Origin of the sequence: Kribbella italica, from assembly GCF_014205135.1 — a bacterium.
In the GTDB taxonomy this organism is placed as follows: domain Bacteria; phylum Actinomycetota; class Actinomycetes; order Propionibacteriales; family Kribbellaceae; genus Kribbella; species Kribbella italica.
Genome location: NZ_JACHMY010000001.1, coordinates 1310304 through 1330660, shown reverse-complemented (window position 1 = coordinate 1330660; position 20357 = coordinate 1310304). Strand labels below are relative to the sequence as shown.

Below are 20357 nucleotides of genomic sequence, written 5' to 3'. Positions count from 1 at the left end.
CTCCTCGTCGTCGTCCCGTCCTATTGTGGCGGTAGCCCGCCGCGATCAGATCGTCGGGTCCTCACCCGCGTCGATCGCCTTCCACTGATCCGCGGGTGTGGCGGCCGGATCACGCTCGTAGCGCCGGGTCGGCCGTCGCCACCGGTGCGCCGTCAGTACGCCGGTCAGCCCGGCCACGACCAGGGCCACTCCCCCGGCCAGCGCCAGCCAGGGAGCGGGTCCGGTACTCAGGCCGACGTGGTCGGTGACCGCCTGGCTCAGCTCGGGGCGGATCCGGCCCAGCTCGGTCGTGCTCGGCCGGACCTGCAGCGCGACCCAGACGGCCGCGACACCCATCAGCAGCACCAGGGCGGACAGGACGCGGCGGACCGCCGTACCGGCGAGTTTGGCGACCACCACCGCGACCAGGGCGGCCAGGCCCATCGTCAGCGGCGCGCGGGTGACGGCGTACCCGTTGAAGTCGACCGACGGACGGCCACTGCCGGGGTCGGCGGTCGACCAGGTCAGGTAGGCCGACAGCGCGAGCAGCGCCAGCGCCAGGACGGCGAGCAGGTCGACGAGTCGTTGCGGCTTCTGCATCAGACCTCGGTGAACGTTCCTGCGACGGCGATCGCGTTGAGTACGGCGGCCGCCTTGGTGCGGCACTCGGCGTCCTCGGCGGCCGGGTCCGAGTCGGCGACGATGCCGGCGCCGGCCTGGACGTAGGCCGTCGAACCGCGCAGGACCGCCGTACGGATCGCGATCGCGGTGTCCACGTCACCGGCGAAGTCCAGGTAGCCGACGACACCGCCGTACACGCCGCGGCGGGTGACCTCGAGCTTGTCGATGATCTCCATCGCCCGCGGTTTGGGGGCCCCGGACAACGTTCCGGCCGGGAACGCCGCGGTCAGCGCGTCGAACGCGGTCCGGCCGGCCGCGAGCCGCCCGGTGACCGTCGACTCCAGGTGCATCACGTGGCTGTACCGGCGGACGTCCATGAAGTCGACCACCTCGACCGTGCCGGGCGCGCAGACCCGGCCGACGTCGTTGCGGCCGAGGTCGACCAGCATCAGGTGCTCGGCACGCTCCTTGGCGTCCGCGCGCAGCTCCTCCTCCAGCGCGTGGTCCTCCTCCGGCGTCACGCCGCGACGGCGAGTGCCGGCGATCGGGTGCAGGATCACCTTGTTGTCGGTGACCTTGACCAGCGCCTCCGGGCTGGAGCCGACGATGTCGAAGCCGTCCAGGCGGACCAGGTACATGTACGGACTCGGGTTGGACCTTCTGAGCACCCGGTAGATGTCGAGCGCGCTCGCGGTCGTCTCCAGCTCGAACCGCTGGGAGACGACGATCTGGAACGCCTCGCCCGCCCGGATCTCCTCCTTGGCGTGCTCGACGGCCTCCCGGTACTCCGCGCTGGAGCGCTGCCGGTGCGGGTCGGCCTCGACCTGGCGATCGGCCCGTACGACGTACGACGGCGTCGGCTGCGCCAGGTCGCGCTCCATCGCATCGAGCCGGCGGACGGCGTCGGCGTACGACTCGTCGACGCGCTCGTCGGAGTCGTCCCAGTTCACCGCGTTCGCGATCAGCCAGATCTCGCCGGTCTCGTGGTCGAGCGCGGCCAGGTCGGTGGCGAACAGGAAGGTCAGCTCGGGCAGGCCCAGGTCGTCGACCGTTGTGTCGGGCAACTTCTCCAGGCGGCGGACCGCGTCGTACCCGAGGAAGCCGACCATGCCACCGGTCAGCGGCGGCAGGCCGGGCAGGCGCGGGGTGTGCAGGATCTCGAGCGTCTCGCGCAGCGCCAGCAGCGGGTCGCCGGTCGCGGGCAGGCCGACCGGTGGGTTGCCGGTCCAGATCGCCTCGCCGTTTCGCTCGGTCAGCGTCGCCGCGCTGCGGACGCCGATGAACGAGTACCGCGACCAGACGCCGCCGTTCTCCGCCGACTCCAGCAGGAACGTGCCCTCACGCTCGGCCGCGAGCTTGCCGTAGACACCGATCGGCGTCTCCGCGTCGGCCAGCAGGCGCCGGGTGACCGGGATGACCCGGCGGTCCTTGGCGTACTCGCGGAAGGTCTCGATGGTCGGGGTGTTCACGCCTTCACCTCGATCTCGCCGTGCTCGAAGCAGCTGCGGGTGCCGGTGTGGCACGCGGGGCCTTCCTGGTCGACGAGCACGAGCAGGGTGTCGGCGTCGCAGTCGACGAGGATCTGCTTCACGTGCTGGCGGTGGCCGCTGGTCTCGCCTTTCACCCAGTACTCCTGACGGCTGCGCGACCAGAACGTGCTCCGCCCGGTCGCGGCGGTCCGGCGGACGGCTTCGGCGTTCATCCAGCCGACCATCAGCACCTCGCGGGTGTCGTACTGCTGCACCACCGCCGGGATCAGCCCGGCCGCGTCGAAGGTCAGCTCCTCGATACTCACCGGCCCATTGTCCCCCAGGCCGGATACGGTCCCGACCAGGAGGGTTGCCGATGGACCTGAACGCCTACTACGCCGAGAACCGCCGTCGCGGCGAGATCGCCCGGCAGGAGTTCGTTGCCCGGGACCACGGCTGGCGTTTCAGCTTGTCGCCCGACGCGGCCGGCTGGGCCGGCAGCCGGCCGGTGCGGGCTTCGGGTTCTGGCCCGCGCAAGCGACGTACTTGGTCGTCCACGCCTCCGGCACGATCGCGTACGACGAACTGCCCGGGCTGGACGCGCTGGGGGTGCTGCGGCGGGTGGTGGAAACGTTCGCGGCTCCTCGTGCGTCGTACCCGCAGTCCTGACAGGATGTGGCCATGACGACGAGTGTGGCGCGGGTGCAGACGCTGTTGCAGGACCATCCGCTGATCGACGGGCACAACGACCTGCCGATCGCGTTCTACGAGTTGTGCAACTACGACCTGGACGCGCACGACCTCAGCGTCTCGGTGCCGAAGCTCAACACCGACCTGCCGCGGCTGCGGCTCGGGCAGGTCGCCGCGCAGTTCTGGTCGCTGTGGGTGCCGCAGGACGACGACGCCGTACGGCGGACGTTCGAGCAGCTCGACTTCGTGCGCCGGCTGGTCGAGCGGTTCCCCGAGTCGATGGCGCTGACGCCGACCGCGGACGAGGTCGAGGCCGCGTTCAAGGAGCGCCGGATCGCGTCGCTGATGGGCATGGAGGGCGGGCACTCGATCGGTGAGTCGCTCGGCGTCCTGCGGGTGATGCGCGCGCTCGGCGTGCGGTACATGACGCTGACGCACAACAACAACGTCTCCTGGGCCGACTCGGCCACCGACGAGCCGGTGCTCGGCGGGATGAACGAGTTCGGCGAGCAGGTCGTCGCCGAGATGAACCGGATCGGCATGCTGGTCGACCTGTCGCACGTGTCGGCCGACACGATGCGGCACGCGCTGCGCGTCACGACCGCGCCGGTGATCTTCAGCCACTCGTCGGCGCGCGCGGTCTGCGACGTCCCGCGCAACGTGCCCGACGACGTGCTGACCACACTGGCCGGGAACGACGGCGTCTGCATGGTCACCTTCGTGCCGTACTTCGTCTCGCAGGCCTTCGTCGACTGGGTCGCCGAAGCGCGCGAGCTGGCCGATTCGATGGACCTGGACCCGCTGAAGCCGGCGGACCAGAAGAAGATCGCGGCCGCGCATCCGAAGCCGGCTCCGAAGGCGACGCTGCAGGACGTGGTCGCCCACGTCGAGCACGTGCGCGAGGTGGCGGGGGTCGACCACATCGGTCTGGGTGGTGACTACGACGGTTGCCCGCAGTTCCCGGTGGGGCTGCCGGACGTCGCGTCGTACCCGTCGCTGTTCTACGCCCTGGCCGACCGCGGCTGGTCGGACGAGGACCTGGCCAAGCTTGCCGGAGGCAACATTCTGCGGGTGCTGCGGGCTGCTGACGAGGTGTCGGCGGGCTGACGAGGCCCCAGGCGGCCGGCGAGCTTTTCAAGTCTTCCCCGTCGTGCGGGGAAGACTTGAAATCACCTGTCGCGCCTAAACCTTGCGGTACTGGTCCCGGCGCTGCGGCAGCAGCCCGAACCCCGCGCTGCGGTACGTGGCGATCGCTCCCGCGTTGAAGCACGGCGTCAGCACCTGCGCGCGCGACGCCCCGAGCTCCCGCAGCGCCGCCGTACCGGCCAGCGTCATCGCGCGCCCGTACCCATGTCCGCGATGGTTCCGATGCACGCCGAGCGGCTCGATCAACCCAGGCCGTCCCTTGCCCGCCGACCACACCGTGATCGCCGCCACCGCCTCGCCGTTCGCGTCCCGCCCGATCAAGCACCGCGCTCGCGCGTACGGCGTACCGTCCGCCATCGCCTGCCACCGCTCGTCACTGAACGTCGACCCGTCGAACGAAGCCCGCTGAATCCCCACCCGCACCCCCGCCGTCTCCGCCGTCACGAGCTCGACCGCCAGCCCCGAGTCCTCGACCTCGTCGGTCAGATCCCGCTCGAGCGGCTGCCACGGGTCATCCAGCTCCCACCCCTCCGCGAACAGCAGATCCCGCACCCGGCAGTCGTTCGGGGTCTCCAGGTAGACCTTCCCCTCCACCAGTACGCCGGCCGCCGGGTCAGCCACATCCGCGGCGATCCGCCGCGCCAGCTCCTCGTCCTCCAGCGCACCAGGAGCAATCGCCACCCGCAGCAGATCCGGCTCGTCCAGCATCCCCACCGCCAGCAGCTCGCCGTCCCGGGCCCAGGTCCGCACCGCGGCGGCCGTCCGCTCGGCGCCGTACCGCCAGAACCACCCCAGATCCCCCGGATGCAACTGCACCGCCGAACCGTCCACCTGCCACTCGGCCAACCGCGCCGCCACCAGCTCCAGCCCACCCACCGCCGGAGTCTCCCGCTCGATAGTCATCCCCCGATCCCACACCACCCGCCGACGGCTCGACCCACCGGGCCTCTCAACCCACCGGCCCCACTCAACCCACCGGCCCTCTCAACCCACCGGCCCCTCAACCGCCCGCCCCTCAACCCGCCGCCCCCTCGAACCGCCGACACCTCAACCCCCACCGCCTTTCAAGTACCGGCCACCGCTCGAGGGTCGGTACTTGAAAGACGGACGGGGGACGAGGCACACCGACGGGCCCGCGGGCCGGCGGCACGCTCGGCGGCAGGCCGGCGAGCCGACGGCTCGCCGATGGCACGAGCGCCTGGCCGCGTTGATGCCCGCCGCATCCCGCGCAGGTCGGCGAGCCGGAGGCGGACGGCCGGTGAGGTCTTTCAAGTACCAGCCACCGAACGAGGGTCGGCGCTCGAAAGACGGACGGGCGACGAGGCCCGCAACCGCATCCCCCGTGGTCCGCACAGCGGACGGGGCATGTTTGGCCTCCAGGCCATCGGGCACGGGGCGGGCTCACCGTGTTGATCGACAACGAGGAGTAGTTGTGCTGACCTTGACGGAGAACGCGACTCTGGTCATCAAGTCCATCACCGGCGTCGACGGCGCGCCGGAGGGTGCCGGCGTGCGGATCTCCCAGGAGAACCCGACCGATCCCGCCCTGGCGGTGACCACGACCGAGGCTCCGAAGCCGGGGGACCAGGTGGTCGAGGAGAGCGGGGCACGGGTGTTCCTGGAGCAGAACGCGGCGAACACGCTGGACGACAAGATCCTGGACGCAGCTGTGGACGACAAGGGTGGCGTGGAGTTCCTGCTGGTCCCGCAGCCGGGTCCCGGGCAGAACGGCGCCGTACCGACGCCGTAACCCTCTGAGCTGGGCGTGCTGCCTCAACAGCACTGCCCTCCCTGAACGACAGGGCGGTCCTGGAGCCTCTTTCCTCCCTCTCCGGGCCCGCCCTGTCGCGTCCCCACCCGGGGGAAAAATGCGAGAGGGAGGCGCGGGGCCCGCCCGGGCGGCTGGGAGCCGGACTAGTTGGCCGAGCGCTGGGCGATCCAGCTGGCGTGCAGACGCGCATAGATCCCGTTCACAGCAAGCAACTCCGCATGCGCACCGCGTTCCACCACGCGCCCCTCGTCGAACACCAGCACCTCATCGGCCGCCTCGGCGGTCGACAGCCGGTGCGCGATTGTCACCGACGTACGGCCGGCCATCAGCCGCTCCAGCGCCGCGTTGACCCGCACCTCAGTCCCCGGGTCAACGGCGGACGTCGCCTCGTCGAGCACCAGCAGGTCCGGGTCCGCGATGTTCGCCCGCACGAGCGCGACCAACTGCCGCTCACCAGCCGACAGCGACTCACCCCGCTGACCCACCGGCGAGTCCAGCCCATCCGGCAACGACTCGAGCCAGTCCGTCAGCCCCAGCGACTCGAAAGCCTCCAGCAGCTGGGCGTCCGTCACCTCAGGCCGCCCGAACCGCACGTTCTCCGCCAGCGACGAGTCGAACAGATACCCGTCCTGGGGCACCATCACCACCCGCTCCCGCAGCGAGCTGAACGCAATCGTCCGCGCGTCCGCGCCATCCAGCAACACCGCACCGGAGGTCGGATCCATCAACCGCGTCAGCAGCTTCGCGAACGTCGTCTTGCCCGACCCAGTCTCCCCCACGACGGCGACGCGCCGGTGCGGTTCCAGCCGTACGTCGACGTCCCGCAGCACCAACTCCCCTTCCGGGTAAGCGAAGTTCACGTCCGCGAACTCGACCGTGATCGGCCCCCGCGCCTGCGTCACGCCGTCGGACCCCGGGTCGACCACGTCGGCCGGCGTGGCGATCACGCCGAGCACCCGCCGCCACCCGGCGAACGCGCTCTGCGCGTCGGTCAGCACCTGGGTCGCGATCTGCACCGGGTCCGAGAACAGCGCGACCAGGAACATGAACGCCAGGATCTCCCCCAGCGTCGCGTTCCCGTCCACCCCGAGCAGCACCCCGGCCGTCAGCACGCCGGCGTTCGCGAGCCCCGCGGCCAGGCCACCGATCGAGAACGTGATCCCCGTGATCGCCTGCGCCCGCGTCGCCGTCTTCCGGTAGTCCTCGATCGACGCGTCGATCCGCTGCTGCGTCCGCCGCTCGATCGCGTACGCCCGCACCACCTGCGCGCCGACGACGGGCTCGGCGATCGCGGACAGCATCTCGCCGACCTTGGCCCGCACCACGCCGTACGCCGCCGACATCAGCCGCTGCAGCGACTTCAGGCTCGCGAACAGCGGGATGAAGCAGATCAGCACCACCAGCGCGAGCTGCCACGAGTACACGAACATGACGACCGTCGCGAGCAGCATCTGCCCGATGCTGACCAGGAAGATGAACCCGCCGAACTGCAGGAACTGCGACACCGTGTCGACGTCGGACGTCACCCGGCTCACGAGCGCACCGCGCCGCTCGGTCGACTGGGTCAGCACCGGCAGGTCGTGCACGTGCCGGAACGCCTTGATCCGCATCGTGGCCAGGCCGCTCTCGGAGTTGATCGCGAGCCGCACGGTGGTCAGGTACGACGCGAACGCGGTCACCAGGATCCCACCCACGCACGCCGCGCACATCCACGCCACGAACGACATGTCCGGGCCGCCCGGCCCGGACAGCCCCTTGTCGATGGTCTGCTGAACAGCGATCGGTACGACGATCCGCCCGCCCGTCATGGTCAGCGCGAGCAGCCCGGTGATCCACCACCCGCGGGCCAGCTCCGGCGAGACCTTGATCCCCTGGCGCAGGGTGTCGAGTCCTCCGGCGTTGTCCCCGGCGTCGAGCCGGGTGGCCTCCGCGGCACTCACGCGCTTGCTCCTTCGCTGTCCAGATCGTCCAGTTCGGCGGCCAGCTCGGCCTCTTCCTCGCGCCGCGCGGCGTCCTTCTCGTAGGCGTCGACGAGATCGCGGTACTCCGCGGACCGCTCCTGCAGCTCCAGGTGCGTGCCCTGCGCCGCGATCCGTCCCTCGGCCAGGAACAGCACCTCGTCGGCGAGCGAGATCGTCGCCTTGCGGTACGCGATCACCAGCACGGTCGTGTCCGACCGCCCACCCTGGACGGCGCTCCGCAGGCCGGCCAGGATTCTGGCCTCGACCTGCGGGTCGACCGCGCTGGTCGCGTCGTCGAGGATCAGCAGCCGCGGCCGCCGGACGAGGGCCCGGGCCAGCGCGATCCGCTGCCGCTGGCCGCCGGACAGCGTCGTCCCGCGCTCGCCGACCTTGGTGTCGAGGCCCTCGGGCAGGGACCGGATGAAGCCGTCGCCCTGCGCGATCCGCAGCGCGTCCCAGATGTCGTCGTCGGTGAAGTCGCCGCCGAGCGTGATGTTGCCGCGGACCGTGTCGTCGAACAGGAACGCGTTCTGCGCGACCAGGGCGACCGATCCGGCCAGCTCGTCGCGGGCCAGCGTCCGCAGGTCGACACCGTCGATCCGGACCGCGCCCTCCTCCGGGTCGACCAGCCGGGTCAGCATCGTGGTCAGCGTCGACTTGCCGGAGCCGGTCGGGCCGACCACCGCGACCGTCCGCCCGGGCTCGATCGTGAAGTCGACGCCGCGCAGCACGTCGCGGTCGGGCAGGTACCCGAAGCGGAGGTCGTCGACGTCGAGGCGCGCGGCCTTGATCGAGGTCAGCTTCTGATCGCCGTACTCCATCCCGCCCTCGGCGGTGAGCACGCGCTGGACGCGGTCCCAGCCGACGACCGAGCGCGGCAGCTCGCCGAGCACCCAGCCGAGCGCGCGGATCGGGAAGCCGATCAGCGTGAACAGGAACGCGACCTGGACGACGTCACCGGCGTCCGCCGCGCCCGACCGCACCCGGCCGACGCCGACCAGCAGCACGGCCAGTACGCCGAGCCGGGGCAGTCCCTCGATCACCGGGTCGAAGGCGCCGCGGGCACGGTTGACCGCGATGTTCGCGTCCTTGAGCGCCATCGTCGGGCCGGTGAAACGCTCGGTCTCGGCCGCCTCCCGGCCCAGCGTCTTGACCACCAGCGCGCCGTCGAACGACTCGTGCGCCACCTCGGACACGTCCGCGCGCAGCTCCTGCGCGCGGGTGGCCAGCGGCTGCAGGGTGCGCTGGAAGATCACGTTCGCGACGAACACCAGCGGGAAGACCAGGCACCCGACCAGCGCCAGCCAGACGTCGGCGGCGAACATCGCCGCGGTCGCGAAGGCGAGCATCGCGATCACGCCGATCGCCATCGGCAGCGGGGCGATCACGAACCAGATCGACTCGACGTCGGCGTTCGCGTTGGACAGCAGCTGCCCGGTCGGGTGCCGGTGGTGCCACTCCAGGGGGAGCTTCAGGTACTGCCGGGTGACGCGCCGCCGGTACGTCGCCTGGAGGCGGAACTGCATCACGCCGGCCCCGATCCGGCGGCCGACCACGCCGATCGCGCGCAGTACGGCGATGCCGAGGAACAGCGAGACCAGGGCCGCGAGCGCGCCGAAGGTGGTGTCGCCGCGCTCCAGGGCCGGGCGGATCACGTGGTCGGTGGCCCAGCCCAGCGCCCAGCCGTCCGCGACCGTCATCGCGCCGTACAGCATGCTCGCCGCCACCGAGAGCGCGAAGACCCACGGCTCCTCGGCGATCGCGACGCGCAGGACCGCGAACCCGCGCCGGGTCACGCTCCCCTTGGTGGGGACTTTCGGCAACGGCACGAGGCATCCTTCGTCACGGCGGTGTGTCAGGTGTGTGGACAGTCGGTGCGACTGACAACGATTGACATTCTGCCATTGGGCTCCGACAACTACGATCGAGTTGTGACCGACTACAGCCGGACAGAACGACTCGCACTGTGTGACCTCTTCGATCAGGCCGGGCCTGATCGGACGACGCTGTGCGAGGGGTGGCTGACCCACGACCTGGCCGCCCACCTGTACGTGCGGGAGTCGGACCCGATCGCCGCGCCGGGGATCATGCTGCCGGCGCTGGCCGGCACCACCGAGCGGCGGATGGCCGCGGTCAAGACCCGCTGGAGCTTCACCGAGCTGGTCGGCAAGGTCCGCGGCGGGCCGCCGTCGTTCTCGATCTACGCGCTGCCGGTGATCGGCCGCGAACTGAACACGCCCGAGTACCTGGTGCACCACGAGGACGTCCGGCGGGCGGTTCCCGACTTCCAGGTCCGCGCGCTGCCGGGCGAGCAGCAGGAGGGCCTGTGGAAGGGACTCAAGCTGGCCGCGCGGTCGATGCTCCGGAAGGCGCCGAGCGGCGTCGTCCTGCGGCTGCCGGACGGGCGGGAGTCGGTCGCGAAGAAGCCGACCGCGGCCGGTTCGGTGACCGTGACCGGCGAGCCGGCCGAGCTGGTCCTGTTCTGCTTCGGCCGGCAGGCGGTCGCCCAGGTCGACCTCGACGGCGATCCGGAGATCACCGCTCAGCTGCAGGGCAAGTCATTCGGTTTCTAGGGCGTGTCTGACGATTCCCGCCGTAGCGAGCAGGTGCTCGGTGCGGTAGCTCGGAGTGCTGGAGTGAAGGCCTCGATGTTTTTCCATCGTGGTCTTTGCTCCAGTGCTTCGAGGTGCCGTGCCGAGTGCCGCGCAGTAGGCGGGAATCGTCAGACACGCCCTCACTGCGCGGAGGCCGCCTTCTTCTTCCGGAACCGCTGGACCAGGCTGCTGACCACCGTGGTCAGCAGCACCAGCACGATCGCGGCCACGACGCCCTGCCACGGCTTGTCGAACAGCGCGTACCCGAGCAGCCCGATCGCCATGTAGACCGCCGCCCACAGCGACGACGCGGCCAGGTCCACCACGGCGAACCGATGCCATCGGTACCCGGCCAGACCGGCCGCGAGCAGCACCGGCACCCGCCCGCCCGGAATCAGCCGGGAGGTCAGCAGCACGGTGATCTCGTGCTCGGCCAGCCGCTCCCGCAGCGCGTCGAGCGACGCGTTCTCGCGCAGCCAGCCGATCCGCTTGGCGAGCCGCTCACCACCGGCCCGGCACGCGGCGTACACGATCAGATCGCCGACGTACGCGCCCCCGGCACCAGCGATCAGTACGCCGACCAGCCCGATCGGGTTGCTGTGCGAGGCGAGCACCGCACCGGCCGACACCGCCGCGCCGGTCGGCAGGACGGGCAGCACCGCGCCGATCAGAACCGCGCCGGCCAGCACGACCAGGTACCAGAGATCGAAATGGGCGTCACCGCTCACGGCCGCACCACCTCCGTCGACTCCCCCGGCACGAGGACCTCCACCTTCACGCGGGCGTCCGCCGACGCCATCTCCGCCTTGAACCGGTCCCCCGGCGGCAGGAACAACTCGGGCTTGAGCCAGTCGCAGCCGATCGGCCAGAACGTCCCGAAATGTACCGGTACGGCGTACTGAGCACCGACTCGCCGAACCGCTTCGGCGGCGCGCACCGGATCCAGGTGCTCGTCCCCGAGCGTGGGTCCCCAGCCGCCGACCGGGATCAGCGCCAGGTCGACCGGGCCGACCTCCGCCGCCATCTCGTCGTACAGGCCGGTGTCACCGGCGAACCAGACGCTCGGCGAGCTCGCGACCCGGTACCCGAGGGCCTGGGCGCGGTACTGCGACCAGGGCAGGCGCCTGCCGTCATGGCGGGCGGTGACCGCGGTGATCTCGAGCCCGCCGATCTTGATCTGGTTGCCCGGCGCAACTTCGATGCAACGGTCCGAGTAGGCCTTGCCGGCCTCCGCGTGGATCAGCCGGGCCGCGCCGCGCGGGACGACCAGGGCAGCATCCGGCGAGACGAACGGCAGCGACGTCAGGTGCAGGTGGTCGGCGTGCAGGTGCGAGATCAGCACCGCGTCGCACTCCCCCGCCTCCGGCAGCGGCAGCGGGCCGCGGCGGCGGCGCAGGTGCGCGATCCGGGCCGTCAGCACGGGATCGGTGAGCAGCTTCGTCCCCCGGTCCTCGATCGTGGAGGTGGCGTGCCCCCACCAGGTGATTCGCACGCCTCAGGCCTCCACACTCGCATCGCTGTCCACCCGGTCGGACTCCTGCAACTGGTCGACCGTCTCTACTCCGGACCGCTTGCGCTGACCGAGCTGGTCCAGCCAGCTGACCAGCAGCGCGTGGACCGCGTCGGAGCCTACGGGAGCCTCGTCGACGGCCCAGCGGCGCGGGTGAACCAGCACGGCCTCGGTCTGCCAGCCACCGATCCCGCCGTGGCACCCGACCAGCTCCTCGAACGCGGCCACCTCGTGGGTGTACTCGTCCAGGCGGCTGACCACGACGATGTCCCCGTTGTGCGGCATCTCGGCCTGCCGCAGCAGCGACGAGGCAGCCATCGGCCCGTACGCCGTGAGCGGGTCCTCGCCCTCGATCCGCCCGGTCCGCAGCACATGGACACCGGCCCGGCCGATCGCGACCGGCCCTTCGGCGAGCGAGTCGATCACCACGAAGCCGACGCCGGGGTGGGTCGCCAGACCGGGGACGAGCCGCGGGTGCAGCAGCTCGATCTCCTCCAGCGGGACCCGGCCCGGCGTGGTCGCCAGGTAGATCAGCGCGAGGTTGCCCGACGCGGTGACGACCATCTGCTCGTCGGCCGCGACCGGCGGCTCGCAGTCGCGCGGGCCGAGCTCGATCTCGCCGCGGGTGGCCTTGCCGTGGAGCGCCTTCCGCGTCACCGAACCGGCGACGCTACGGCGCAGGCTCAGCTCGGTCAGGAACGCGTTCACCGGTCCCCAGCCCTCGGACCGGCCGGTCGCCGCGACCGGCTCCTTGGTGGTGTCGACCAGGTCGTCGACCACCTGCGTCAGCGTCCGCCCGTACCGCTGCAGGAACGTCGACCCCTGGCTCTGGCCGTGGTCGGACAGTACGACGATCTCGTACGAGTGCGGCAGCGTGTCGATGATCCGCTGCAGCGCCCCGAGCACCCGGTCGAGGCCCTCCAGCGTCTGCAGCGACTCCGGCCGGGTCGGTCCGGCGTGGTGGGCGACCTCGTCGTAGTCGACGAAGTCGCAGTAGATGACCGGCGTGCCCTTGACCAGTTCGTCGGTGATCAGCGAGACGTTGAGGTCGCGCAGCAGCACGTTGGAGATCGCGCGCAGGAAGATGTACGAACCGCCGCGGTTGACCCGCGGGACCAGCTTGCGCCGGCGCTGCCGCCGGGCCTGGTGCAGTTCCTTGATCATCTCGCCGACGCAGAGCACCAGCCCGCGGGCGGCACCCTGCGGGCTGGAGAAGAACCGGACGTAGCCGCGGCTGCGGGTCGGCGGCAGCGCGGCCCGGCTGAACACGAGCACCGAGTTCGGGGCGTCGCCGGACCAGTTGTTGCTGATGCTGACCCCGCCGTCGGCGAGCAGGCCGCGGCCGGTCGACATCCGCGCCTCGATCTCGGCGGCGTCGCGGGCGCGGTTGGTCACCATCACCCGGCCGGTCTCCTTCTCGTACCAGCGGAAGGCCGGGATCTGCCCGGAGCCACCGTGCAGGATGCCCGCCTGGCTGGCCGGGGTGGTCGCCGGTACGCCGGTGTGCCAGCCGAGCATCGAGTGGCTGCCGTCGCGGATCCAGCCGCCCAGGTGCGGCAGGTTGCCCGACATCACCATCCAGTTCAGCAGCGGCGCGGCCAGGCCGTCGATCTGGACGATCAGCATCCCGGTCTTCGGCGCGGGCTGGATCCGGCGGGCCCGGCGGCGGACGCCGCGCATCACCTCGGCGACGTACGCGTCGTCGCTGCCGGCGTACGCGACCCAGCCGACGAACGCGCTGACCGACGACATCACGATCGAGACCAGGACCGGCGCCTCGACCCCGCCGTGCAGGTTGACGCCGGGATCGAGGGTGACGCCGAGGTAGACCACGCCGAACTGGGACAGCAGGCCGCCGACCAGGACGCCGACCGAGCCGATCAGGATCGCCAGCCCGGCCAGCAGCCAGCGCATCAGCAGCCCGATCACGGCCAGCAGGACGACCAGCCGGAGCACCGGCAGCGGCCCGTCGCTGCTGATCTGCGGCAGGGTCCAGAAGGTGATGACGAGCGAGGCCAGTGACGCCAGCCCGCCGAGCAGCATCGCCTGCAGGCCGCGGGTGGTCCGGCGGACGTCGAGCCAGATCGGTCGCCGGCGCCGGTCGCCGGTGACCTGCTCAGGTGGTTTGGCCAACCTTCGGACTCCCCGTTCGAGTAGTTCACTGCTTGCACTACTGGAACGAGACTACGAGGCCCGGCCCGGGACCCGCCCACTGCGCCACGCAACGGACGGGTGGTTCCCGGGTGGTCCCTGAGTTCGCGGCGGGGTGAACCCCTACTGCAGCTCGAAGTAGTCGACCTCGGCGTACGACGTGCCCTTGGTCAGCCGGATCGTGTTCCAGCCCTCGTTCAGCGTCACGCTCACCGACGCCTGGCGCCAGTTGTCCCAGCCGGCGGCCGGGTAGCTGACCGCGCCCTGGCTGTTGCCGTTGACAACCACCCCGTGGGTGGCCGTGCCGCCGGTGCCGTTGGCGTACCCGACCGACAGCGTGTAGCTGCCGGCGCGCGGGGCGTAGAAGGTGTTCTCGACCCAGGAGTCCGCGAAGTCGATGTACGCCGCGACCGCGCCCTGCGAGGCCCCGGCCGCGCCGGTCCGGACCCGGCAGTTGTTGAGGGTGCCGCGCTCGGCCTCGGTCCGGACCCGGCTGCCGCGGACGACCGGGAAGTCACCGGCCCAGCCGAGGTCGGCGACGTACAGGTGACGGGAGCCGTTGACCCAGCCGTGCAGGAAGACCTTGTCACCGACGAAGTCGGCACCGCCGGGGCCGCAGACGCGGTTGTCGAAGGAGGCGGTGGTCATCAGCGGGCGGTACGCGGTGGTCCAGGGGCCGTTGAGGCTGGGCGCGACGGCGTACGAGGTGAGGTACTCGCAGCCGGTGTAGCTGCCGCCGGAGTAGAAGAGGACGTACTGGCTGCCGCGCTGCACGAGGTCGGGTGCCTCAATGACGCCGCCGGAGGAGATCAGCGCGGTGTTGCCGCCGGTGAGGGCGGTGCCGTTGTTCGTCGTACGGGTGAGCCAGAGGGTGGAGTTGACGCCGATCGCGTTGCCGTCGTTCTTCCACAGCAGGTAGCGGGTGCCGTCGTTCGCGACGAAGGTGTTCGCGTCGATCGCGCCGCCGAGATTCAGCGGGCAGATCAGCGGCTGGCTGCCGACCGGACTAAACGGGCCGAGCGGTGAGCTCGCGGTCGCGACGCCGATGCACTGGCGGCCGGAGGCCTTGTGCCAGGCGGTGTAGGTGAGGGTGAAGCTGCCGTCGGGATTCGGGTGGACGTCGGGCGCCCAGGTCCGGCCGGACTGCGCCCAGCCCGCCGACGGACCGCCGGACATCGCGTCGCCGCGGATGGTCCACGGGCCGTTCGCACTCGGCGCGGACGCGGTCGGGACGTGACCGCGGCCGTTGTTGGTGGAGTAGGCGTACCAGGTGCCGTTGACCTGGATGACGTCCGGATCGGGGAAGTCCTCGCCGATCACGGCGGTCGGGAAGACGGCTGCGGTCGTTCGCTGCTCGGCCGCGGTGGCCGGGCTGATGGCGGTGGCGAGCGCGGTCAGAACGACCAGCGCGGCCAGAACTCGTCTACGCATCGGTGAGCTCCTCAGGTGGGGCGGTACCTGCGGAGACTACTTTTCCATCGATTCACCTGGATGAGTAGAGGGCAGCCCGGACGTGCACCACTGTCCAAGCCGGCGACACGCCGACGATCGCCCGCCACACCCGGCGTGTCGCACTGGTTAGTGAGTGGTGCACGTTCGGCGCGCCCGATCGCTGGACCGGGGCCGCCGGCGGGTGTTGACTCCGGTGTGTTGGTTTCCGCCTGAGGGGTTGGAGTTGTCGTGAAGTTCTTACCAAAGGTGTCTCCGCGCGGGGTTGTCGCCGTCGCTGCCGCGCTCGCGGCCACCACCGGACTGGTCGGCCAGTCGGTCTCGTCGGGTCAGTCGGCTTCCACGGCCGGGGCGCAGGTGGCCGCGACCGGGCTGCAGCAGCAGCTCGACGCGTTGCTCGCGGACGCGCGGTTCCAGGGGTCGCAGGTCGGGCTGGTGGTGCGCGACGCGACGACTGGCGAGACGCTGTACGACCGGGACGGCTCGACCCGGTTGCTGCCGGCGTCCAACACCAAGCTCTTCTCGTCGACGGCCGCGATGGACACGCTCGGGCCGTCGTACCGGTTCCACACCGACGTCCTGGCAACCGCGCCGGTCCGGGGTGGCAAGCTGCGGGGCGACCTGTATCTGAAGGGGTACGGCGACCCGACCGCACTCGAGGGCGACTACGTGGCGCTGGCCAAGCAGGTCGCGAAGTCCGGCGTACGGCGGATCGACGGTGACCTGGTCGCCGACGACACCTACTTCGACCACGTCCGCCTCGGCGACAGCTGGGCCTGGGACGACGAGCCGTTCTACTACAACGCGCAGATCTCCGCGCTGACGCTGGCGCCGAACACCGACTACGACTCCGGTACGGCGATCGTCGAGAGCCGCCCGGGCACCAAGGCGGGGGCGCCGGTCGGATTGAAGCTGGTCCCGGCGAACGGCGTGATCAAGCTGGTCAGCACCGCGAAGACCGGTGCCGCGGGGTCGGCCAACACGCTCAGCATCGAGCGGGACCACGGGACGAACGTCGTACGGGTGAGTGGATCGGTTCCTCTGGGCGCGTCGGTCGGGACCGAGTGGGTGACCGTGTGGGAGCCGGAGGTGTACGCCGCCGACGTGTTCCGGCGCGCGCTCGCCGCTCAGGGCGTGCGGGTCGACGGGCGGATCAAGGTCGCCGCCACCCCGGTTGCGAGCGCCCGCCGGCTGGCGCGGGACGAGTCGATGACGGTCGGCGAGCTGATGAACCCGTTCCTCAAGCTCTCCAACAACATGCACGCCGAGACCCTGGTCAAGGCGATGGGCGCTGTCGCCGAGGCGTCCGGCACCTGGCCGGCCGGTCTCGGGGTGGTCACCGACTATGCGCAGAGCGTCGGCGTCGACACCTCCGCGATCCGCCTGTCCGACGGCTCCGGCCTGTCCCGCAAGGTCAACGTCACCGCCGACAGCGTCACCGACCTGTTGATCGCCGCGCAGAAGGAACCGTGGTTCCAGCAGTGGTACGACGCCCTGCCGATCGCCGGCAACCCCGACCGCTTCGTCGGCGGCACCCTGCGCTCGCGCATGGCCGGCACTCCCGCCGCCAACAACCTCCACGGCAAGACGGGTTCGCTGACCGGTGTGACCGCGCTGTCCGGCTACGTCTCCACCGCGGACGGCCGCAAGCTGGTGTTCTCGATGATCAGCAACAACTACCTGACCACCCCGCGCCCGGTCGAAGACGCAGTAGGCATCACGCTGGCCTCCTGGTCCGACGCGGCTCCGCCCGCGGCGATCAGCCCCTCGACCAGCCGCTCGGCAACCAACACCCCCGACACCGAGTGGACCAAGGACCGCTGATCCGTCCCGGCCTCCCCTCAGCCCCGCGACCGGGGAGGCCGGACCGCCACAACCCCCGCCCCGCCAGCCTTGAGCACCGACCAGCCACTCCAACACCCGATCAGTGGCTGAGGCGTGCTCAAGGTCCACCATCACCGCCACCCGGAGCACTCACGAGTCGTAGCCGGTGACTCCGGGGCGGAGTAATCGGTTGGACAGGCTCCTGCCGGGTGCCGACGATGTCGGCATGAGTGCTGTGCTGCCCGAGCAGCTGTCCTTTCGCCGGCCGACCGCTGGTGACGCGGAGGAGATCTTCGCGCTGGTCGCCGCGCGGAACACCGCGGTGGTCGGGTTCGCCGACTACACGCTCGACGACATGATCGACGAGCTCGCCGAGCCGGGTCTCGAACTCGGCACCGACGCGTGGCTGGTCCTGGAAGGTAACCAACCGGTTGGCTACGCGACCGTGTTCGGCAAGGGCGACCACCGCGCCGTCGACCTCGAGCTGGTCTCCACCGACCGCGCCGCCGCCGACTGGCTGCTCGACCAGGCACTCCCCCGCGCCGCCGACCTCGGCCGCGCCCACGGGCACCGCGAGATCTCCGTCGACGCCGGCGCCTACCGCACCGACGAGGCCCAGCGCGCCCTGCTCGCCGCCCGCGGTTTCCTTCCCGGTACGACGTTCCACCGCATGCGCATCGACCACACCGCATCGCCTCAGGCCCCCGAGATCCCGCCCGGTATCACCGTCCGCCGGGGCGCCCTCGACGACGCGACCCGGCGCGTGGCGCACGCCGTACTGAACGCTGCCTTCGACGGCCAGTTCGGTTTCGTCCCGCGCCCGTACGACGAATGGGCGGCGGCGCACGAGTCGAGGTCGACCTTCGACTGGTCCCAGCTCACGCTCCTCGAGCTCGACGGCGAACCCGTCGCGTTCCGCGAGTGCACCGACGAGTTCGTCCCCGACGAGAACTGCAGCTACATCGGCCGGCTCGCCGTACTGCCCGCGGCGCGCGGCCGGGGCCTCGCCAAGTTCCTCCTCCGCGACGCCTTCGCCCAGGACGCGGCAGCCGGCCGGACCGGCACGATCCTCCACGTCGACACCAACAACCCGACTCCCGCCCTCGGCCTCTACCTCTCCGTCGGCATGCGAGCCGTCCTCGCCATCGACGCCTGGCGCCTGGTGCTGAAGACCACCTGACCTGCTGTTCGTCGGATTGCGTACGGAGGCCGCCGCACCTCAGCCCGTCAGTGCGCGGCGGACCTCTTCCGTCGCGCGCTCGCGGGACCACCTGGCCAGTTCGGGCCAGGTGTAGGTCCGCCGAAGGTCCTGCACCAACCGCGTGCCGACCAGATAGCCGATGCGGTCGGGGAAGGGCGACTCCTGGTTGCGGGTCAGGTACCGGCCGATGAGCTCGTCGTCCTCGGAGTCCAGGTCGGCCAGGATCGCCTGTTCCGCGGCGGGCAGGACACGCAGACAGTCCGCCATCCACTCGTCGTACCCGCCGCCGAACCACAGGTGTTCGACCAGCCCGTACTTCGGCAGCAGCTCGGCGGTGAGTGCGGTCGCGAAGCCCTCGGCGTAGATCCACTGCCCGAGCGGCCCGACGTCGGGCCAAGGGGTCTCGGGCAACTGCAGTTGCACCGCGTGGGCGAGTTCGTGCGGGGCCACGATCCGCGCGGCGCGCTCGTCCGGGATCCGCTCGACGGCCAGGAACAGCGTCGGCGTACCGCCGAAGTCGGCGACCCAGCCGTTGGCCGTGCCGAGGCCGACCATCACCACGGCGTGCAGGTCCAGCTGGGTCGCCTCCAGGACCGGTGTGACCAGCGCCGCCGCGTCCCGCACCCAGCCGGCGGCAGGCTTCGCGTTCGACTCGATCAGGGCCAGGTCGGCCGGGTAGCGCTCGAGCGCCTGCCGCGGATCGGGAGCGCGGCCGCTGCGGCGAAGGTCGTTGACGACCTCCGGGTGCTGGTCGGCGTACTGGGCCCAGAGTGCGAGCTGCTCGTGCTCGTCCAGCCGGGCCGCTCGTCGCCAGAACTCGAGGAAGTCCGGCACGAGGTTCCGTACGGCGATCGGCATCTGCCCAGCCTACGGACCTGGCGGGGGTAATCGGTTGGACAGTGTGGCTGGTCGTGTTCACGATGTGGGGATGACTGCCGCGTTGCCCGCTGGGCTGACCGTTCAGCCCGCTGAGCTTGCCGATGCTGCGGCGATCACCGCGCAGATGGCGGCGTACACGACGCCCATGCTCGGGTTTCCCAAGCACAGTTACGAGAACGTCGCCGACTACCTGCGGGATCCGGCGATCGAGCTGGCGAGCGGGAGTTGGCTGGTGCACGACGGGGACGAGCTCGTCGGGAGTGCGACAGCGGTGCTGACCGGCGCGCGGCCGCAGGTGGATCTGGATGTGTTCGCGGCGGATCCGGCAGTTGCCGCGTGGTTGTTCGCGACGGCGTCGGCGCGGGCTGTCGACCTGGCGCGTACGGCGGGCCTGCCGGAGGTCAAGCTGCACTTCGGGCAGCTGGAGCAGGACGCGACCACCGGCCGGATGCTCGCCGACGCCGGCTTCGACCGGAGCACCGCGATCCATCTGATGCGGATCAACCACACCACGCCGGCGCCCGCGCCGGAGCCGCCCGCGGGTGTGAAGCTGCAGGTCGGCGCCTTCGACGACGCGACCAAACGGGCCGCGCACCGGGTGATCGCCGAGTCCTTCGCGACCCAGCCCGGCGCGGTCCCCCGCCCGTACGACGAGTGGGTGGCCTCGCGAGAATCCCGGTCGGCCTTCGACTGGTCACAGCTCACCGTGGCCGAGCTCGACGGCGAAGCGGTCGGCGTGCGCGAGTGCGGCGATCAGTTCGTGAGCAGCGACAACTGCAACTACATCGGGCGCCTGGGCGTACTGGAGTCAGCGCGCGGCCGAGGCCTCGCCAAGTTCCTGCTCCGCGACCAGTTCGCCCGCGACGCAGCAGCCGGCCGGACCGGCACGACACTGCACGTCGACACCAACAACCCCACGCCCGCCCTCGGCCTCTACCTCTCCGTCGGCATGCGCCCGACCGTCGTCACCCACATCTGGGAGAAGCAGATCGCACTGACGCACTGACTGGGCGACTTCGCCAGTGCCCCCTTGCTCCTTCCGCGTTGAGGATACAAGCGTGGGGTGAGGACGGCCGGGGTTTATCCACAGGCGGCGCTGATCGCAAGCGTTG

Annotated in this window: 18 protein-coding genes; 7 read left to right on the top strand and 11 right to left on the bottom strand. The window is 70.9% G+C overall.

Going from position 1 to position 20357, the window contains the following annotated elements:
- Nucleotides 1–45: 45 nt before the first annotated feature.
- From HDA39_RS06245 to hisI, 3 genes are read right to left on the bottom strand one after another with little or no spacing between them, the layout of a single operon-like run.
- Nucleotides 46–579 (bottom strand): Trp biosynthesis-associated membrane protein, encoded by a 534-nt coding sequence (locus HDA39_RS06245; RefSeq protein ID WP_184794288.1) that lies wholly within the window; start codon nt 577–579, stop codon nt 46–48.
- Nucleotides 579–2069 (bottom strand): anthranilate synthase component I, encoded by a 1491-nt coding sequence (locus HDA39_RS06240; RefSeq protein ID WP_184794287.1) that lies wholly within the window; start codon nt 2067–2069, stop codon nt 579–581. The genes HDA39_RS06245 and HDA39_RS06240 overlap by 1 nt, the downstream gene beginning before the upstream one ends.
- On the bottom strand, nt 2066–2395 hold the full coding sequence (hisI, locus tag HDA39_RS06235; RefSeq protein ID WP_184794286.1) for a phosphoribosyl-AMP cyclohydrolase: 330 nt from the start codon (nt 2393–2395) through the stop codon (nt 2066–2068). Before hisI ends, HDA39_RS06240 begins: the two co-directional genes overlap by 4 nt.
- 220 nt (nt 2396–2615) lie before the next feature.
- Between hisI and HDA39_RS43070 the strand changes: the two genes are divergently transcribed.
- Together HDA39_RS43070 and HDA39_RS06230 are read left to right on the top strand one after the other, a co-directional pair.
- Entirely contained in the window at nt 2616–2738 is a 123-nt protein-coding gene (locus HDA39_RS43070; protein ID WP_273481512.1) for a hypothetical protein, read from the top strand.
- Nucleotides 2739–2750: 12 nt separating this feature from the next.
- Nucleotides 2751–3866 carry a dipeptidase gene (locus HDA39_RS06230; RefSeq protein WP_184794285.1) on the top strand — a complete coding sequence of 372 codons (1116 nt, stop codon included), beginning with the start codon at nt 2751–2753 and terminating at the stop codon, nt 3864–3866.
- 75 nt (nt 3867–3941) lie between these two features.
- Here the strand turns inward: HDA39_RS06230 and HDA39_RS06225 are convergent, their stop codons facing one another.
- Nucleotides 3942–4808: a GNAT family N-acetyltransferase gene (locus HDA39_RS06225; protein ID WP_184794284.1), complete on the bottom strand. Its 867-nt coding sequence runs from the start codon at nt 4806–4808 to the stop codon at nt 3942–3944.
- 529 nt (nt 4809–5337) lie between these two features.
- Here HDA39_RS06225 and HDA39_RS06220 point away from each other — a divergent pair.
- Nucleotides 5338–5655, top strand: a complete 318-nt coding sequence (locus HDA39_RS06220; protein ID WP_184794283.1) for a Fe-S cluster assembly protein HesB — start codon at nt 5338–5340, stop codon at nt 5653–5655.
- Between the two features lie 164 nt (nt 5656–5819).
- Here HDA39_RS06220 and HDA39_RS06215 read toward each other — a convergent pair whose 3' ends face one another.
- Together HDA39_RS06215 and HDA39_RS06210 are read right to left on the bottom strand one after the other, a co-directional pair.
- Entirely contained in the window at nt 5820–7616 is a 1797-nt protein-coding gene (locus HDA39_RS06215; RefSeq protein ID WP_184794282.1) for an ABC transporter transmembrane domain-containing protein, read from the bottom strand.
- A complete protein-coding gene (locus tag HDA39_RS06210; protein WP_184794281.1) occupies nt 7613–9466 on the bottom strand; it encodes an ABC transporter transmembrane domain-containing protein in 1854 nt (617 codons plus the stop codon). The genes HDA39_RS06215 and HDA39_RS06210 overlap by 4 nt, the downstream gene beginning before the upstream one ends.
- Before the next feature lie 102 nt (nt 9467–9568).
- On the opposite strand from HDA39_RS06210, the gene HDA39_RS06205 reads away from it, so the two are divergent.
- On the top strand, nt 9569–10210 hold the full coding sequence (locus HDA39_RS06205) for a TIGR03085 family metal-binding protein (protein WP_184794280.1): 642 nt from the start codon (nt 9569–9571) through the stop codon (nt 10208–10210).
- 161 nt (nt 10211–10371) lie between these two features.
- Here the strand turns inward: HDA39_RS06205 and HDA39_RS06200 are convergent, their stop codons facing one another.
- The 4 genes from HDA39_RS06200 to HDA39_RS06185 all read right to left on the bottom strand — a co-directional run bounded on the left by HDA39_RS06200 (nt 10372) and on the right by HDA39_RS06185 (nt 15323).
- On the bottom strand, nt 10372–10959 hold the full coding sequence (locus HDA39_RS06200) for a VTT domain-containing protein (protein WP_184794279.1): 588 nt from the start codon (nt 10957–10959) through the stop codon (nt 10372–10374).
- Nucleotides 10956–11723 (bottom strand): MBL fold metallo-hydrolase, encoded by a 768-nt coding sequence (locus HDA39_RS06195; RefSeq protein ID WP_184794278.1) that lies wholly within the window; start codon nt 11721–11723, stop codon nt 10956–10958. Before HDA39_RS06195 ends, HDA39_RS06200 begins: the two co-directional genes overlap by 4 nt.
- Nucleotides 11724–11726: 3 nt before the next feature.
- Nucleotides 11727–13874 (bottom strand): alkaline phosphatase family protein, encoded by a 2148-nt coding sequence (locus tag HDA39_RS06190; RefSeq protein WP_238355989.1) that lies wholly within the window; start codon nt 13872–13874, stop codon nt 11727–11729.
- A gap of 141 nt (nt 13875–14015) precedes the next feature.
- The gene (locus HDA39_RS06185) at nt 14016–15323 is read right to left on the bottom strand and encodes a family 43 glycosylhydrolase (RefSeq protein ID WP_184794277.1); all 1308 of its coding nucleotides are present in this window, start codon (nt 15321–15323) and stop codon (nt 14016–14018) included.
- 249 nt (nt 15324–15572) lie between these two features.
- On the opposite strand from HDA39_RS06185, the gene dacB reads away from it, so the two are divergent.
- Nucleotides 15573–17165 (top strand): D-alanyl-D-alanine carboxypeptidase/D-alanyl-D-alanine endopeptidase, encoded by a 1593-nt coding sequence (gene dacB / locus HDA39_RS06180; RefSeq protein WP_184794276.1) that lies wholly within the window; start codon nt 15573–15575, stop codon nt 17163–17165.
- Nucleotides 17166–17391: 226 nt separating this feature from the next.
- Complete coding sequence (locus HDA39_RS06175) at nt 17392–18345, top strand: GNAT family N-acetyltransferase (protein WP_184794275.1); 954 nt, start codon at nt 17392–17394, stop codon at nt 18343–18345.
- 39 nt (nt 18346–18384) lie between these two features.
- On the opposite strand, the gene HDA39_RS06170 is transcribed toward HDA39_RS06175, so the two are convergent.
- Complete coding sequence (locus HDA39_RS06170; RefSeq protein WP_184794274.1) at nt 18385–19224, bottom strand: hypothetical protein; 840 nt, start codon at nt 19222–19224, stop codon at nt 18385–18387.
- Nucleotides 19225–19294: 70 nt separating this feature from the next.
- Here HDA39_RS06170 and HDA39_RS06165 point away from each other — a divergent pair, with 70 nt between their 5' ends.
- Entirely contained in the window at nt 19295–20251 is a 957-nt protein-coding gene (locus HDA39_RS06165; RefSeq protein WP_184794273.1) for a GNAT family N-acetyltransferase, read from the top strand.
- Nucleotides 20252–20357 lie beyond the last annotated feature (106 nt).